Raw genomic sequence first — 12400 nt, 5'->3', positions numbered from 1 at the left:
GCGGAGGAGGTATGCATTTTTTCAAAGTGCCTCAGGTCTTCGCGACGTCCCGTCCCGCGTTGCGAGACATGACCCACCCGCCGACGATGACCACGAGGGCGCCGATGGCCGCGGCGCTATAAAGCACCATGGAAACCGGCTTGAGGTCGAGCGGGGGATGGCCCGGATCTGGCATCACGAATTGCGGGTAGTTGCCGCTCAGCCAGGTCAACACCACCGGATCGGTCACGATCATTTCGGCGGCGATGTAACCGAGAAGCGCTGCGCCGGCCCAGACGAGGATCGGGAAACGGTTCAAGAGACCGGTGATCACCGATGCGCCCGCCATGATGAGCGGGATCGAGAGCAAAAGACCGAAGATGAAGAGTTCGGGGTGCCCGCGCGAAGCGGCGGCGATGGCCACCACGTTGTCGAGGCTCATGACGGCGTCGGCGATAGCGATGGTGCGAACGGCCTTCCAGAGGCTGTCGCTGGCCTTGACCTCATGTCCGGCCTCTTCCTCGCCGCCGATCAGTTTCAGCGCGATCCAGAACAGCAGCAGGCCGCCGATGATGCGCAGGTAAGGAACGCCGAGAAGGTATGAGATGACCAGCGCGAAGACGATCCGCAGCGCGACCGCAGTGCCGGCGCCCAGCATGATGCCGAGCTTTCTCTGGTGCGGCGGCAGCGAGCGACAGGCCATGGCAATGACGACGGCGTTGTCACCGGAAAGCAGAATATCGATCCAGATAACCTGTAGTAGCGAGACGAGAAACGTTGTCGAGAGAATATAGTCCATCAAGGTTAGCCTTGGCCTGCAGGTTGGATCGGGCGGCGCGGCTGCTTAGGTATATATTGTATTCGTGGATTCAACCGTGGTTCTCGCGTTTTCCCTTCAAAAAGACCCAAAAATGGCTGAATTGGACAAAGGTCTTATTCGCTAAGTCTATGTTTTTTCTCAACCTCTCTTGAAAATACGCGTCTATTGGTTGATCGAAAATGATGCTTTGGGCTCAATTTAATGAGTCAGAACAGGGTGCGATCAACGCGCCCGGTCGGGGAGGACGTCGATGTCTCTTTCACGTGAACGCACTGGGCAACCGGAGCGCCGTAGCCCGATACGCGGCCAGCAGAATGTTGCGGGCGGCATTTTTCTGATTGCTCTGGCGGGTTTGGGGCTTTGGTTGATGCGCGATCTTCCGCGCGGGACGCTGCGGGCGATGGGGCCGGCCATGCTGCCCGACTGGCTCGCCATGGGCGTCGGCTTGAGCGGTCTCGCGCTGCTCGTGACGGGGCTCGTCAAACAGGGCGAAGCGCTCGAGCGGTGGAGCCTGCGCGGGCCGGTCTTCGTGATTCTGGCGATCCTCGCTTTCGCGGCGACGATCCGGCCGCTCAATCTCGGTCCGGTCAGCCTGCCCGGCCTCGGCATGGTTGTCGCCGGTCCCTTGTCCGTCCTCATCGCCGGTTGCGCCACCTCCGAGGCGCGGCTGCGGGAATTGCTGATCCTCTCCCTGAGCCTCACGCCGTTCAGCATGCTGCTCTTCGGCGACATGCTGAACCTGCCCATCCCGATCTTTCCGCAGAGCCTGACCACACTCTTCCCCGAAGGCTGGTCACAGAAGGACATCCTGCGCGCTGTTGCCGCCCTCATGGTGCTGGGCGCTATCATCCTGTTCATGACCGGTCGCCACCGCCACACGACGAAGGTCGACATGGCCGTCGAGATGGAGCAAGGCTGATGAACGATCTGATTGCCAATCTCAGCCTCGGCTTCGGCGTCGCGCTGTCGCTGCAGAATATCGGCCTCGCCTTCCTCGGCTGCCTCGTCGGCACGCTGATCGGGGTGCTCCCCGGCGTCGGTCCTATCGCGACCATCGCCATGCTGTTGCCGATCACCTTCGGTCTCGATCCAGTCGGCGCCCTCATCATGCTCGCCGGCATCTATTACGGCGCGCAATACGGCGGCTCGACCACGGCGATCCTCGTCAATATTCCGGGCGAGGCGACATCGGTTGTCACCACCCTCGACGGCCACCAGATGGCCCGGCAGGGCCGCGCCGGCGTCGCGCTCGGCATCGCCGCCATCGGCTCGTTCTTTGCCGGTACCGTCGCGACCCTCGTCATCGCGGCGCTCGGCGCGCCGCTGACCAAACTCGCTCTCATCTTCGGCCCGGCGGAATATTTCGCGCTGATGGTCATGGGTCTCGTTTTCGCGGTGGTGCTCGCACGCGGCTCGATCCTCAAGGCCATCGCGATGATCCTCGTCGGCGTGTTGCTCTCCACTGTCGGCACCGATCTCGAGACCGGCCAGGAGCGCATGACTTTCGGCTTGCCGTTCCTCTCCGACGGTATCGATTTCGCGGTGCTCGCCATGGGTATCTTCGGCGTCGCCGAAATCCTGCGTAATCTCGATCAGACCGAAACCCGCGACGTGGTGCGCCAGGCCATCGGCCGCCTGCTGCCGAACCGGGAGGATTTCAAGCAGGCCTATCCGTCGGTTCTGCGAGGCACCGTGATCGGCTCGATCCTCGGCATCCTGCCCGGCAACGGCGCCGTGCTCGGACCGTTCGCGTCCTACACCGTCGAGAAGAAGCTCGCGAAGGACCCGAGCCGCTTCGGCCGTGGCGCCATCGAGGGCGTTGCCGGACCTGAATCGGCCAACAATGCCGGTGCACAGACCTCCTTCATCCCGCTTCTCACGCTCGGCATTCCGCCGAATGCGGTGATGGCGCTGATGGTCGGCGCCATGACGATCCACGGCATCGTCCCGGGCCCGCAGGTCATGACCAAGAACCCCAACCTGTTCTGGGGCATGATCGCGTCCATGTGGGTCGGTAACCTCATGCTGCTGGTCATCAACCTGCCGATGATCGGCATGTGGGTGCGCCTCCTGAAGGTGCCCTACCGCCTCATGTTCCCGGCGATCCTGATGTTCTGCTCCATCGGCATCTACTCCATCAATTCGCTGCCGACGGATGTGGTCTTCATCGGCCTCTTCGGCATCATCGGCTACATGCTCATCAAGTTTGGCTTCGAGCCTGCGCCCATGCTGCTCGGCTTCGTCCTCGGCAAACTCATGGAGGAAAACCTCCGGCGCGCACTGATCCTTTCGCGCGGCTCGCTCGCGACTTTCATCGAACGCCCCGTCAGTGCGGGCCTGCTCGCGCTCGCTGTTTTTCTTCTCGTGCTGGCGCTGCTGCCGTCCATTCGGAAGGGCAGGGACGAGGTGTTCGTAGAGTAATGTGCCGCGCCGACGAACGATGATGAATTTGCCGACGACAAGATCTTCCAGGGAGAGAAACATGAACAAACTAGCGATAGCCTTAACCGCAAGCCTCGGCCTCGGATTCGCCGCTGTAGGAGCGCAGGCGCAGGGAGCCTATCCGCAGCGCCCCATCACGATGATCGTGCCGTTCGCGGCGGGCGGTCCGACGGATGTGATCGCCCGGATCGTCGGCGATCACATGTCCCGCACGCTCGGCCAGCAGATCGTGATCGAGAACGTCGCCGGCGCAGGCGGCACCACCGGCATTACGCGCGCCTCGCAGGCCCAGCCGGACGGTTACACGATCATGATGGGCCATATGGGTACCCATGGCGCGGCGCCCGCTCTTTATCCCAACCTCAAATACGATCCGACGAAAGATTTCGCGCCGATCGGTCTTGCCGCCGGCACGCCGATCGTCATCGTCGCCCGAAAGGACTTTCCGGCCGCTGACCTCAAGGGCTTTCTCGAATACGTGAAAGCCAACGGTGACAAGGTGAACATGGCCCATGCCGGTGTGGGTTCGGTCTCTCATATGACCGGCATCTTCTTCAGTTCCGTCATGAAGACCAAGCCGACGATGGTCACCTATAGCGGCACAGGACCGGCCTTGAATGACCTGATGGCGAACACGGTCGATTACATGACGGACCAGATCGTCAACGTCGCTCCACAGATTCAAGGCAACAACATCAAGGCCTTCGCTATTGCGACAGCGCAGCGCTCGCCCGCCCTGCCGAACGTTCCGACCACGAAAGAAGCGGGGCTCGATGGCTTCGAAGTCAGTGCCTGGAACGCTGTCTTCGCGCCTAAGGGCACCCCGTCTGAGATTACCAAGAAGCTCAACGATGCCCTCGTGAAAGCTCTGGGTGACGAGGGAACCCGCAAGCGTCTGCTCGATCTTGGCGGCGTCTTGCCCGCCGACGCTGAGCGCACTCCCGAGGCCCTTCAAAAGCTCGTGGAATCCGAAGTGGCCCGCTGGACGCCTGTCCTCAAGGCTGGAACCAAGACGGAATAGGGGTCTTCCTGCTTATTTCCTCAGGAACGGCGGGTCTTGCGGCCCGCCGTTCGCATTTGCACCGCTGCGACGACAAACAAGCCTTGAAATCTGCCGCCGGGGCGATTACACCCTGCCCGGCGTGCAGCCGTAGCTCAGTTGGTTAGAGCACCAGATTGTGGATCTGGGGGTCCCCCGTTCGAGCCGGGGCGGCTGTACCATTTGCGCCATAAGGGGTTGAGCTGATTTTATCGCTCCGCTTACGGCGTCCGTTTTGCAAGTCGTTTTGCAGAACCCCCTCCTCTTCGCCATCCCCATCTTTCGAATAGTGTTGTCCGCGATCCCGGTTGTCCGAGCCAACTAGCGGTCAAGAATCGCTTGGGCGCTGCGCAGCGAATGGCCGGTGTGGCGGCAATCTTCGTAATCGCGCATCGGCTTCGGCTAAAGTGGTCGTTCCGGACATCTGGAAGTGCATTTTCAATCACCGCCCGGGCCCGGAATTTGAAAGAATATCTCTCAAAGAACCATGGATTCGATGGGTTTCTGAAGAGCACAAAGGAGATATTCGCTGTTGGCCAGCATCGTCTGGCAGAAATCAGTGATGCTGATTGTAAATTGTAAGAAAGAAATTCGCGTACGGGACTGCTCAAGCTTGTCGTGGTGTCAGTGCTTTTGCTGCCAGACTCGCATTCGGGAGCTCCGGCCGGCGTCCTCACCGCGCGTGCATCGTGAGAAGGATATTTTTAATTATGAATACCAGACATCTTTTCGCAGCCATGCTTTGTCTTCTTGCTGCGGGTTGCAGCAGCAGCGATGCTCGGATGAGTGCGTTGCGCGCCGACATGGCTGGTCGCCAAGCGGCCGCCGAGGCGGTGGCCAGCAGTCCCGATGCCACACCGGAAGATAAAGAACGCGCCAGGGGCTACGCTTCTGCGCAATCATGCATCGATCAGATTCAGGCGCATTCGCGAGCCACGCAGGCGGCGAGCATGGCGGCGACCGGCGCAGCGGCCGCCGTCAGTTTTGCGCCGGGCGGCGCACTGGCGGCCCGCGCGATGGGGCCGATGACCGGCATGGCGATGCAAAGCCAGGGACAATACAGTGTGGCCTGCTACTAATGCGCTGATCCCTGGATCGCTTTCATTGGAGTTTTTAGCGTCGCCGAGAAAATTGTTGCTCCATCGCCCCGATGGCGCTGTCCGATAGACCCGAACGCAGCCCGTCGCGCCAAGGCTGCCCGAACGCTGCTGTTGTTTCAGCGTTCGGGCGGCGCGCTTTTCGTGTCTTTAGCTCAGGCGATGGACATATCGAGCGGGGGTTCGACACCCTCCGCAAGAGGGGAGACGTACGGTGTCGTGCGTGTTCGCTCAGTGAGGTCTGCTTTCGCCGCCGCCAGCAGGGAGACGTCCGTCACCATCGCGGCGCCTGTGGCCGCCATCGCCTTCGCGGCGTGAACCATGGCTTTGTGGGCTGCTGGACTCTTGCCTTGCGCAACAATCTGCCATGTGTGGAATGGTGTTCCGATTGCCACGGTCGGCGCGTGAGCCTGAACGGTCGGCACCACCCAACTGACATCGCCGATATCGGTAGAGCCGATCATCGGTTTGCGCTGCGCGTCGAGGGGAACAAGGAAGTCGGCAAGCGGTGTGTCGGTCTGCGGTTGTCCGATTGCTCGATAGACGGAAGCAAGTTCCTCAGGAGACAACGTCGCTCTGATTTCGCGCGCGAATTTGCGATCCTGCTCATCGAAGAGCGGGGGACCGAGTTCCTCCATCGCATTGTGCAAGGCTTTTTCGAGCGGTGAGTTGCCGAGGATGTTCGAGACCGCGCTGACGATGCGCATCTCGACTTTCGTCTCCGTCATCAGCGCCGCGCCCTTGGCGATGTTGTGCACGCGTGCGACCAATTCGAGCATGCCGGGAAGGTCGACCGCTCGAATGGAATAACGCACTCGCGCATGGGCTTGAACGACGTTGGGCGCAATGCCCCCCGTATCGAGCAGAGCGTAATGCACGCGGGCATCGCTCGGCATGTGTTCGCGCATATAGTTCACGCCGACATTCATCAACTCCACAGCATCGAGAGCGCTGCGTCCGAGATGCGGCGAGGCTGCTGCGTGGGCCGCACGTCCGGTGAAGATGAAATCGGCGCGCGTGTTGGCGAGAGACAGCGGCGGCGCGACTTCCCAGAAGCTGTTGGGATGCCAGGAGATCGCGACATCCGCGTCGTCGAACGCCCCTGCACGTACCATGAACGCCTTGGCGGCTCCGCCTTCCTCGGCCGGGCAGCCGTAATAGCGTACACGGCCGGGAATCTTGTTTTCGGCGAGCCAATTCTTCAACCCGATTGCCGCGAGCAGCGAGGCGGAGCCAAGCAGGTTATGACCACATCCATGCCCGTGACCGCCGGCTTCAATGGGGCGATGTTCGGCGACACCCGCTTCCTGGCTGAGACCTGGCAGGGCATCGTATTCGCCCAGAAACGCGATGACCGGACCGCCTTCGCCCGCCTCGCCGATGACGGCGGTCGGGATGCCGGCGACATTCTCGGTGACGCGGAACCCGTGATGACGCAATTCCTCGATATGCTCGGCAACAGAACGCGCTTCGGTATAGCAGACTTCCGGCATGCCCCAGATCCGATCACTTAACGCGATCAGCCTATCCTTGGCCGTATCGACCTGCTGCCATATCTCGCTTCGATTATTCATTCTCGACTCCAGAACTTGCTCTCATCGGATATTTCGCCAAGGCGCAGCGGCAAGTCCAGAGCATTGCACTCCTGATCCCTGTGAAAACTATCGGCGACCTAAAGGAACTCGATGAGCAGCGCGTTAGAGGCTCAAAGTTCACGGGAGAACGGTGCTGATCATATTCAGGCGAGAGAATATCATCGCGCTCTCCAGTTAGGGAAGAGTACCTCATCGGTCTCAAGTGAGCGCGGGCGTCGCATATAGTTTAAGTTTCATAGTAACGTTTCAAATCATCCACAGGTTGAATATTAAGCTTGGATAGTGCCGAGCGATTTGGTAGGTTATCTCGTTGGAAATTGGATGTGACGTCAGACTGAACTTCAAAACGCTTTAGACGGGAGCGTGTCTCTAGATCTCCGATCAAGTTCAACCATATATGCAGGGCGTTTGACTCAGGCGCCGATAGTCTAGGACCATGGCAGCAAGAGTTTAGCGCGGCCACCCCTTGCAATTGCCTCACTCTGCATCCATATAGGGTTGATCGACTTTGGCCGGACAACTGGGCCGCTACGCCTTTCGCTGTACTGAGGGCGCACGTGCTGACTTCTCTTCCAACTTCGACACTCTGTGCAGGCGCGCGCGTTGCGGGTCTGCGTCAACGTGCACTTGATGCCACTGAAAGGACTACCCGATGATTACGGGCACCGTGAAATTCTACAACGACCAAAAGGGCTACGGCTTCATTCAGCCGGACAACGGCGAGAAGGACGTGTTCGTCCACGCTACCGCTCTTGAGCGCGCAGGCATCCGTGGCCTTCGCGAAGGTCAGAAGGTCTCCTTCGACACTCAGGAAGATCGTCGCACTGGTAAGGTTGCAGTCGGCAACATTCAGGCTGACTAAGTTCGCCTCTTTGGCGTGATGACAAATCGCGCCGCTTATTGAGGCCGCACCTGCCTAGGTGCGGCCTCTTTCTATTCGCAAGATCTGCGAGAAACGCGTCCGAAAGGGGCGCATTGGAGAAGGTCATGTTCGCTTTCAGGAAACCCGCCCCGGTCAAATCCGTCATGTTCGCCGCGAGCTATGATGACGGACGCACTGCCTATTTCGTGGTGCCGAACCATGGCGGCCCAAGCGAAGACTATCTCGCTCTCGCGATCGCGAAAGAACAGCAGGAAGCCGGGCATCTGCCCGAAGGGCAGATCACGAGCGTCCGCCGCGTTCGGTAGGATCAGGCAGCCGAACCCAGTTACGAAAAGAGGCAGGCCCGATGGCTCGCAAGAAGTCGAAGCCGCTCGAGAGCGCCTATGTCCTGTTCGACGTTCTCTATGAGAATGGTGCGAGATCTTCCAACCGCCGTGTGCCGACGTCCGCCGTCGGCGGTCTCGACGGTGACGAGCCGGCGCGCCGGATCATCGAAGATCAGGACAATGCGATCGCGGAAAAATCGGGCCAGCCCCGCATCCCGATCAAGACGCTCACCCGCTCGCGGGGGTAGGGTTGATGCTGCATGAGGGCGAACAACCGGTTTCCATTTGTTCTGAATCATTCCAGGCATTCGGAAAATCGCTTTGGGCGAATGGGAAAAGCAGGACGTGCAAAGTTCACGGAATGTGTTATAGTCCGCGCCCATTCAAGAATCCTCTGGTCGCTGTAGCAAGCCGTTCCAGCCTTTCGCAGGGAATGCGTGTGGCGCTCGGCAACAATTCGGTAAGGACATATTTTGCAAGTACTCGTTCGCGACAACAACGTTGAGCAGGCGCTCAGAGTTCTCAAGAAGAAGATGCAGCGCGAAGGCGTCTTCCGTGAGATGAAGCAGAGAAAGTCTTATGAGAAGCCTTCCGAAAAGAAGGCCCGTGAAAAGGGTGAGGCAGTTCGTCGCGCCCGGAAGCAGGCTCGTAAGCAGGCCATTCGCGAAGGCCTGATCGCCGCTCCAAAGCCGAAGCCTCGTTTTGCCGGTGGCCCGCGCCGCCCAGGCGCTCCGTCCGCCGCACCGCGCTCGGAAGCATAAATCAAAGAAGATCCAAGATAACGCCGGACCTCGTGTCCGGCGTTTTTATTTTGTCTATTCGTCAAGATTCGAACGGATCGGGATATTTTACCGGTGGCAATGACGATCGCCGGTCTTGCGGTTCGTGTGGCATCCGTTGCGATCCAGCCCTCCGCCATGGGCGAAAGCCTGCGAGACAAGAAACAGCGAGAGAAGAAGCAAAGACAAGGTTAGTCTCATAGCGAGCACACCTTTCAGGAGCTGTGATCGATATTACAATCAAAGATTGCATTGCAAGAAAATGGGTGGTGACTCAGTTTGGCCTGCGCTCTTCCCTCCCCCTTGTGGGGAGGGGCAGGGGTGGGGGGTTGAAAAGTCAGAGCGTTGCCTGTGATCCTGCAAATAGGAAGGCTGCTCCAGCGCCAGACGTATGAAAGTTTCACCCGGGCAGACGACCCCCACCCTTCGTCCCTCCCCGCAAGGGGAGGGAAAGCCTGTGCCTTATTCTCCTCAAACTGAGTCACGACCGAACGGGTGCGCAAACAAAAAGGCCCGGTGCGAACACCGGGCCTTTTCGATCTGGTCTCGACTTGGAGATCAGTTGAACTTGTAGTTCACACCAGCGCGAACGACGCCGAATTCGGTGTCACGACGGCCATTGTAAACGCCGCCAAGAGCGTAATTGCTCTTGGTGTCGAGGTTCACATAGAGGCCTTCAACCCGGGCGGTGACATTGTCGGTGACAGCGTATTCGACGCCCGCACCCAGCGTGTAGCCGCCGTTGGTGTCGCGATCGCGGCGGTAGCCGAGGAGCGCGTCGTTGCCGCTGTTGCCGCCCACATCGCCGTAAGCGAAGCCGCCGGTGCCGTAAACGAGAGCGCGATCAATGGCCAGACCGGCGCGGGCACGGATTGTACCGAAGTAGCCGTTCGAATTGCCGCGGTAATAGAGCGGGCCGTAATAGCCACCCTTGTTGCCGACCGAAGCGTACTGAAGGTCCGTCTCAGCACCGATCACGAACATGCCCATCTGGTAGTTGTAGCCAACCTGGCCGCCGCCGGTGAAGCCGCCGCTCTTGTTGCCGCCCACATACCCGAAAGCCGGGTCGTAGTGGCGGCTCGTGCCTGCGTTCCAGCCATAGCCGGCGTTCGCGCCAACGTAGAAGCCGGTCCAGGTAAAGGCGGGGACTGCGTTATAGACCGGAGCCGGAGCACGGCGCGACGGCAGATCGGCCGCGTTGACCGAGGAGGCGGCAATGATGATTGCGGCGGTACCGGCGAGCAATCCGAGAAGGGAGTTACGCATAGCAATTCTTCCGTACTTGATACTAGATTTCACAAGGCGATAGGCTGCCTGTTGTGTTTGGATCTTTAGAGAGTTGAATAATATAACGCAATTACGAAGTTGAGGGGTCGTTTTACTGTGCTTTACAAAGTGTAAATACTTAACAGTCCATTTACCATATCTTGCCGGATAATGTTGCGTTTGCAGATTGGCTGTGCCTCAATCCGAGGGCTTGTTCCAGCCCACGAACTGAGACGAGTAACGAGGATACTTGGCCCCGCCCACACGGCGGGGCCTTCTTTTTCGTTCGCATCGTCGGCTTGCAAGGGTTCCCATATCGCGATAGGCGCTAGGGGCTTGCGCGCCCGTATGGGGTTGCGTGTTCATTCCGATCAAACAGGCGATTCCGGATTTACCCCTCGTGCCGAGCAGAAGCAGCCAGGTTCATGATCTCGTCGGTGAACTCGATGGGAGACTTCGCGTGGCCGCCAGCGCAACGCAGGTCCTACAGACGTGGTGTGAGGAGTTTGGAATCGGCGACGGGCCGGTCGTGGCGCACTGCATCGACCGTCTTGCGGCTTTGGGAGAGGGCGAGAGCGGCCTGGCCGAGGAATGGCTTCGCGCCTCCAAAGGCGAGATCGCCTATCGGCGGGTTCGTCTCATGCGAGGCGGCGTCTGCTTATCGGACGCGGAGAACTGGTTTCTGCCGGCGCGGCTCACGCCGCCCATGATAGCCGATCTCGGAAAAACCGATATTCCTTTTGGCGTGGTGGTGTCCGCTCTTCGGCCCACACGGCAAACGATCTTGTCGCGAATTTTAATCTCGCCGGATGAGGAGCGTTTGCCAGGAATCGTTCTGGAACATCGCGCGTTATTGCGAGACGGTGAAGGGCAGCCGCTGTCGTTCGTTCAAGAGCATTATCGGGCCGCTTTGGTGCAGCCCGATAGCATCTAGCGAAAAATCAGCGAAACCGGTCCGTCCAAACGGAATGGATCGGCCGGACGCTCTTGTCGATCCAGGTCCTGGCCGTCTCCGCGACATCCTTCCAATGGCTGCTGGCGGTCTCATAAACCTGCCGCACACCACCGGCCTGAAGGCGAAGGGCCTCTGCGACTGAAGGTGCGCTCAAGGTCGAGCGTACGAGATCGAAAGCCGCATCGCTTTGGGCGCGAAACGCCGCAAGCACCTTGTCGTTTACTGCAAGCGCGCCGTGAGTGGTCGCGGTTGCGGCCTCTGTCAGGGCAAGACGCAGCGCCTCGCCGGGCACTTCCACAATGGGCTTCGGCGGCATAGCGGCCTTGGGCACCACAGGCTTGGCTTTGGGTGCTACCGTGGCGGCTTGGGCCGGAGCCTTTGCAGCCTTCACGGGAGCCTTTGCGACCTTCAGCACGGGCTTGGGTTCCTTCGCCGTAGACTTCGTTTCTTTCACGGAAGCTTTGACGGTTTTCACGGCAGGCTTTGCCTTCTGCACGTCCGCGGGCAAGACAGGAGCGGCCGACGCGGCCGGAAGGGCACGGGCCTTTGCTTCGACGACGGGACTTTGAGGAGGCAGGCTGGCTTTGGCGACCGCGGGCGTCTTCGGGCCCGGGTTTAGGCTAGGCAATTTGGTTTCGGCCATGGTCTTCTCCTGGCTGAAGACGAAAACTTCCGCTTACTTCTTGGTGGCTTGCTTGATGGCGGTCTGCGTCAGGGAGCCGAGCTCCTTGACCTGCGCCTGCATCGCTTCGAGCTGGGTACGCACGAACTCGGATTGATGCTGCATGGCCTCGTTGAGGTCCTTCGAGCGAACGAGCTTTTGGGCCAAGTCGAAGGCTGCGGCGATATTCTGCTCGGCGTAGCTGAACGTCTTGTGCGTCACTTCCTTGGCGCTGGCCTGGGCAGAGTTCGTCGAACCTTCGAATGTTTCGGCGGTCTTTTGCGCGGCGCCGAGGAAGCCGTCGACGGCCTTGCGGGCCTGCTCGACGCTCTTTTCCGCGAAATCGCGCATTTCGGTCGGGATCTCGTAACTTTTGGTCTTCTCTGGCATAGCACTCTCCTTGCAAGGCTTTCATTGTGCACTGCAATATTTAATTGTGCAATGCAAAAATCAAGTAGGGGCCTTCCGGTTAACCTTAGCGAGCGGTAAATATGTCAAAGTCGCCGTCCGCACAGGCGCGGGGACGAAGAATGGTCTAAAAACTCTCGAAGTTCACAG

General features: G+C 59.7%; 15 protein-coding genes and 1 tRNA gene. 10 read left to right on the top strand and 6 right to left on the bottom strand.

Annotated elements, in window-relative coordinates:
• Nucleotides 1-31 precede the first annotated feature (31 nt).
• Nucleotides 32-778 (bottom strand): TerC family protein, encoded by a 747-nt coding sequence (locus tag AB4072_RS03515; protein WP_441965512.1) that lies wholly within the window; start codon nt 776-778, stop codon nt 32-34.
• A gap of 271 nt (nt 779-1049) precedes the next feature.
• On the opposite strand from AB4072_RS03515, the gene AB4072_RS03510 reads away from it, so the two are divergent.
• The 5 genes from AB4072_RS03510 (at nt 1050) to AB4072_RS03490 (ending at nt 5359) form a co-directional block, all read left to right on the top strand.
• Nucleotides 1050-1718 (top strand): tripartite tricarboxylate transporter TctB family protein, encoded by a 669-nt coding sequence (locus tag AB4072_RS03510; RefSeq protein WP_441965511.1) that lies wholly within the window; start codon nt 1050-1052, stop codon nt 1716-1718.
• Nucleotides 1718-3220 carry a tripartite tricarboxylate transporter permease gene (locus tag AB4072_RS03505; RefSeq protein ID WP_441965510.1) on the top strand — a complete coding sequence of 501 codons (1503 nt, stop codon included), beginning with the start codon at nt 1718-1720 and terminating at the stop codon, nt 3218-3220. The genes AB4072_RS03510 and AB4072_RS03505 overlap by 1 nt, the downstream gene beginning before the upstream one ends.
• Before the next feature lie 61 nt (nt 3221-3281).
• A complete protein-coding gene (locus tag AB4072_RS03500; RefSeq protein ID WP_441965509.1) occupies nt 3282-4262 on the top strand; it encodes a tripartite tricarboxylate transporter substrate binding protein BugD in 981 nt (326 codons plus the stop codon).
• 123 nt (nt 4263-4385) lie between these two features.
• Nucleotides 4386-4462, top strand: a tRNA-His gene (locus AB4072_RS03495).
• Between the two features lie 528 nt (nt 4463-4990).
• The gene (locus tag AB4072_RS03490) at nt 4991-5359 is read left to right on the top strand and encodes a hypothetical protein (RefSeq protein WP_441965508.1); all 369 of its coding nucleotides are present in this window, start codon (nt 4991-4993) and stop codon (nt 5357-5359) included.
• Nucleotides 5360-5532: 173 nt separating this feature from the next.
• Here AB4072_RS03490 and AB4072_RS03485 read toward each other — a convergent pair whose 3' ends face one another.
• A complete protein-coding gene (locus AB4072_RS03485) occupies nt 5533-6951 on the bottom strand; it encodes a M20 family metallopeptidase (RefSeq protein WP_441965507.1) in 1419 nt (472 codons plus the stop codon).
• A 673-nt stretch (nt 6952-7624) separates the two neighbouring features.
• Between AB4072_RS03485 and AB4072_RS03480 the strand changes: the two genes are divergently transcribed.
• From AB4072_RS03480 to rpsU, 4 genes are all read left to right on the top strand, one after another.
• Entirely contained in the window at nt 7625-7834 is a 210-nt protein-coding gene (locus tag AB4072_RS03480) for a cold-shock protein (RefSeq protein ID WP_441965506.1), read from the top strand.
• A 125-nt stretch (nt 7835-7959) separates the two neighbouring features.
• A complete protein-coding gene (locus tag AB4072_RS03475) occupies nt 7960-8160 on the top strand; it encodes a hypothetical protein (RefSeq protein WP_441965505.1) in 201 nt (66 codons plus the stop codon).
• A gap of 41 nt (nt 8161-8201) precedes the next feature.
• Complete coding sequence (locus AB4072_RS03470; protein ID WP_441965504.1) at nt 8202-8429, top strand: hypothetical protein; 228 nt, start codon at nt 8202-8204, stop codon at nt 8427-8429.
• A gap of 225 nt (nt 8430-8654) precedes the next feature.
• Nucleotides 8655-8942 (top strand): 30S ribosomal protein S21, encoded by a 288-nt coding sequence (gene rpsU / locus AB4072_RS03465; protein WP_441965503.1) that lies wholly within the window; start codon nt 8655-8657, stop codon nt 8940-8942.
• A gap of 87 nt (nt 8943-9029) precedes the next feature.
• On the opposite strand, the gene AB4072_RS03460 is transcribed toward rpsU, so the two are convergent.
• Nucleotides 9030-9161 (bottom strand): YHYH domain-containing protein, encoded by a 132-nt coding sequence (locus AB4072_RS03460; protein WP_441965502.1) that lies wholly within the window; start codon nt 9159-9161, stop codon nt 9030-9032.
• Nucleotides 9162-9518: 357 nt separating this feature from the next.
• Nucleotides 9519-10226, bottom strand: coding sequence for an outer membrane protein (locus AB4072_RS03455; RefSeq protein ID WP_441965501.1), 708 nt, complete (start codon nt 10224-10226; stop codon nt 9519-9521).
• A 358-nt stretch (nt 10227-10584) separates the two neighbouring features.
• Between AB4072_RS03455 and AB4072_RS03450 the strand changes: the two genes are divergently transcribed.
• Nucleotides 10585-11160 (top strand): hypothetical protein, encoded by a 576-nt coding sequence (locus AB4072_RS03450; protein WP_441965500.1) that lies wholly within the window; start codon nt 10585-10587, stop codon nt 11158-11160.
• 7 nt (nt 11161-11167) lie between these two features.
• On the opposite strand, the gene AB4072_RS03445 is transcribed toward AB4072_RS03450, so the two are convergent.
• Nucleotides 11168-11824, bottom strand: coding sequence for a phasin family protein (locus AB4072_RS03445; RefSeq protein WP_441965499.1), 657 nt, complete (start codon nt 11822-11824; stop codon nt 11168-11170).
• A gap of 33 nt (nt 11825-11857) precedes the next feature.
• Complete coding sequence (locus AB4072_RS03440) at nt 11858-12232, bottom strand: phasin (protein WP_441965498.1); 375 nt, start codon at nt 12230-12232, stop codon at nt 11858-11860.
• Nucleotides 12233-12400 lie beyond the last annotated feature (168 nt).

The organism is Microvirga sp. 2MCAF38, from assembly GCF_052115485.1.
Classification (GTDB): domain Bacteria; phylum Pseudomonadota; class Alphaproteobacteria; order Rhizobiales; family Beijerinckiaceae; genus Microvirga.
The sequence above is the reverse complement of the archived record's forward strand: the minus strand, read 5'-3'. Positions and strand labels throughout refer to the sequence as shown.

Coding starts and splice junctions, on each gene's coding strand:
- AB4072_RS03505 (WP_441965510.1), top strand. CDS start 1,718: ATGAACGATCTGATTGCCAATCTCAGCCTCGGCTTCGGCGTCGCGCTG.
- AB4072_RS03455 (WP_441965501.1), bottom strand. CDS start 10,226: ATGCGTAACTCCCTTCTCGGATTGCTCGCCGGTACCGCCGCAATCATC.
- AB4072_RS03485 (WP_441965507.1), bottom strand. CDS start 6,951: ATGAATAATCGAAGCGAGATATGGCAGCAGGTCGATACGGCCAAGGAT.
- AB4072_RS03500 (WP_441965509.1), top strand. CDS start 3,282: ATGAACAAACTAGCGATAGCCTTAACCGCAAGCCTCGGCCTCGGATTC.
- AB4072_RS03460 (WP_441965502.1), bottom strand. CDS start 9,161: ATGAGACTAACCTTGTCTTTGCTTCTTCTCTCGCTGTTTCTTGTCTCG.
- AB4072_RS03440 (WP_441965498.1), bottom strand. CDS start 12,232: ATGCCAGAGAAGACCAAAAGTTACGAGATCCCGACCGAAATGCGCGAT.
- AB4072_RS03480 (WP_441965506.1), top strand. CDS start 7,625: ATGATTACGGGCACCGTGAAATTCTACAACGACCAAAAGGGCTACGGC.
- AB4072_RS03470 (WP_441965504.1), top strand. CDS start 8,202: ATGGCTCGCAAGAAGTCGAAGCCGCTCGAGAGCGCCTATGTCCTGTTC.
- AB4072_RS03515 (WP_441965512.1), bottom strand. CDS start 778: ATGGACTATATTCTCTCGACAACGTTTCTCGTCTCGCTACTACAGGTT.
- AB4072_RS03445 (WP_441965499.1), bottom strand. CDS start 11,824: ATGGCCGAAACCAAATTGCCTAGCCTAAACCCGGGCCCGAAGACGCCC.
- AB4072_RS03510 (WP_441965511.1), top strand. CDS start 1,050: ATGTCTCTTTCACGTGAACGCACTGGGCAACCGGAGCGCCGTAGCCCG.
- AB4072_RS03475 (WP_441965505.1), top strand. CDS start 7,960: ATGTTCGCTTTCAGGAAACCCGCCCCGGTCAAATCCGTCATGTTCGCC.
- AB4072_RS03490 (WP_441965508.1), top strand. CDS start 4,991: ATGAATACCAGACATCTTTTCGCAGCCATGCTTTGTCTTCTTGCTGCG.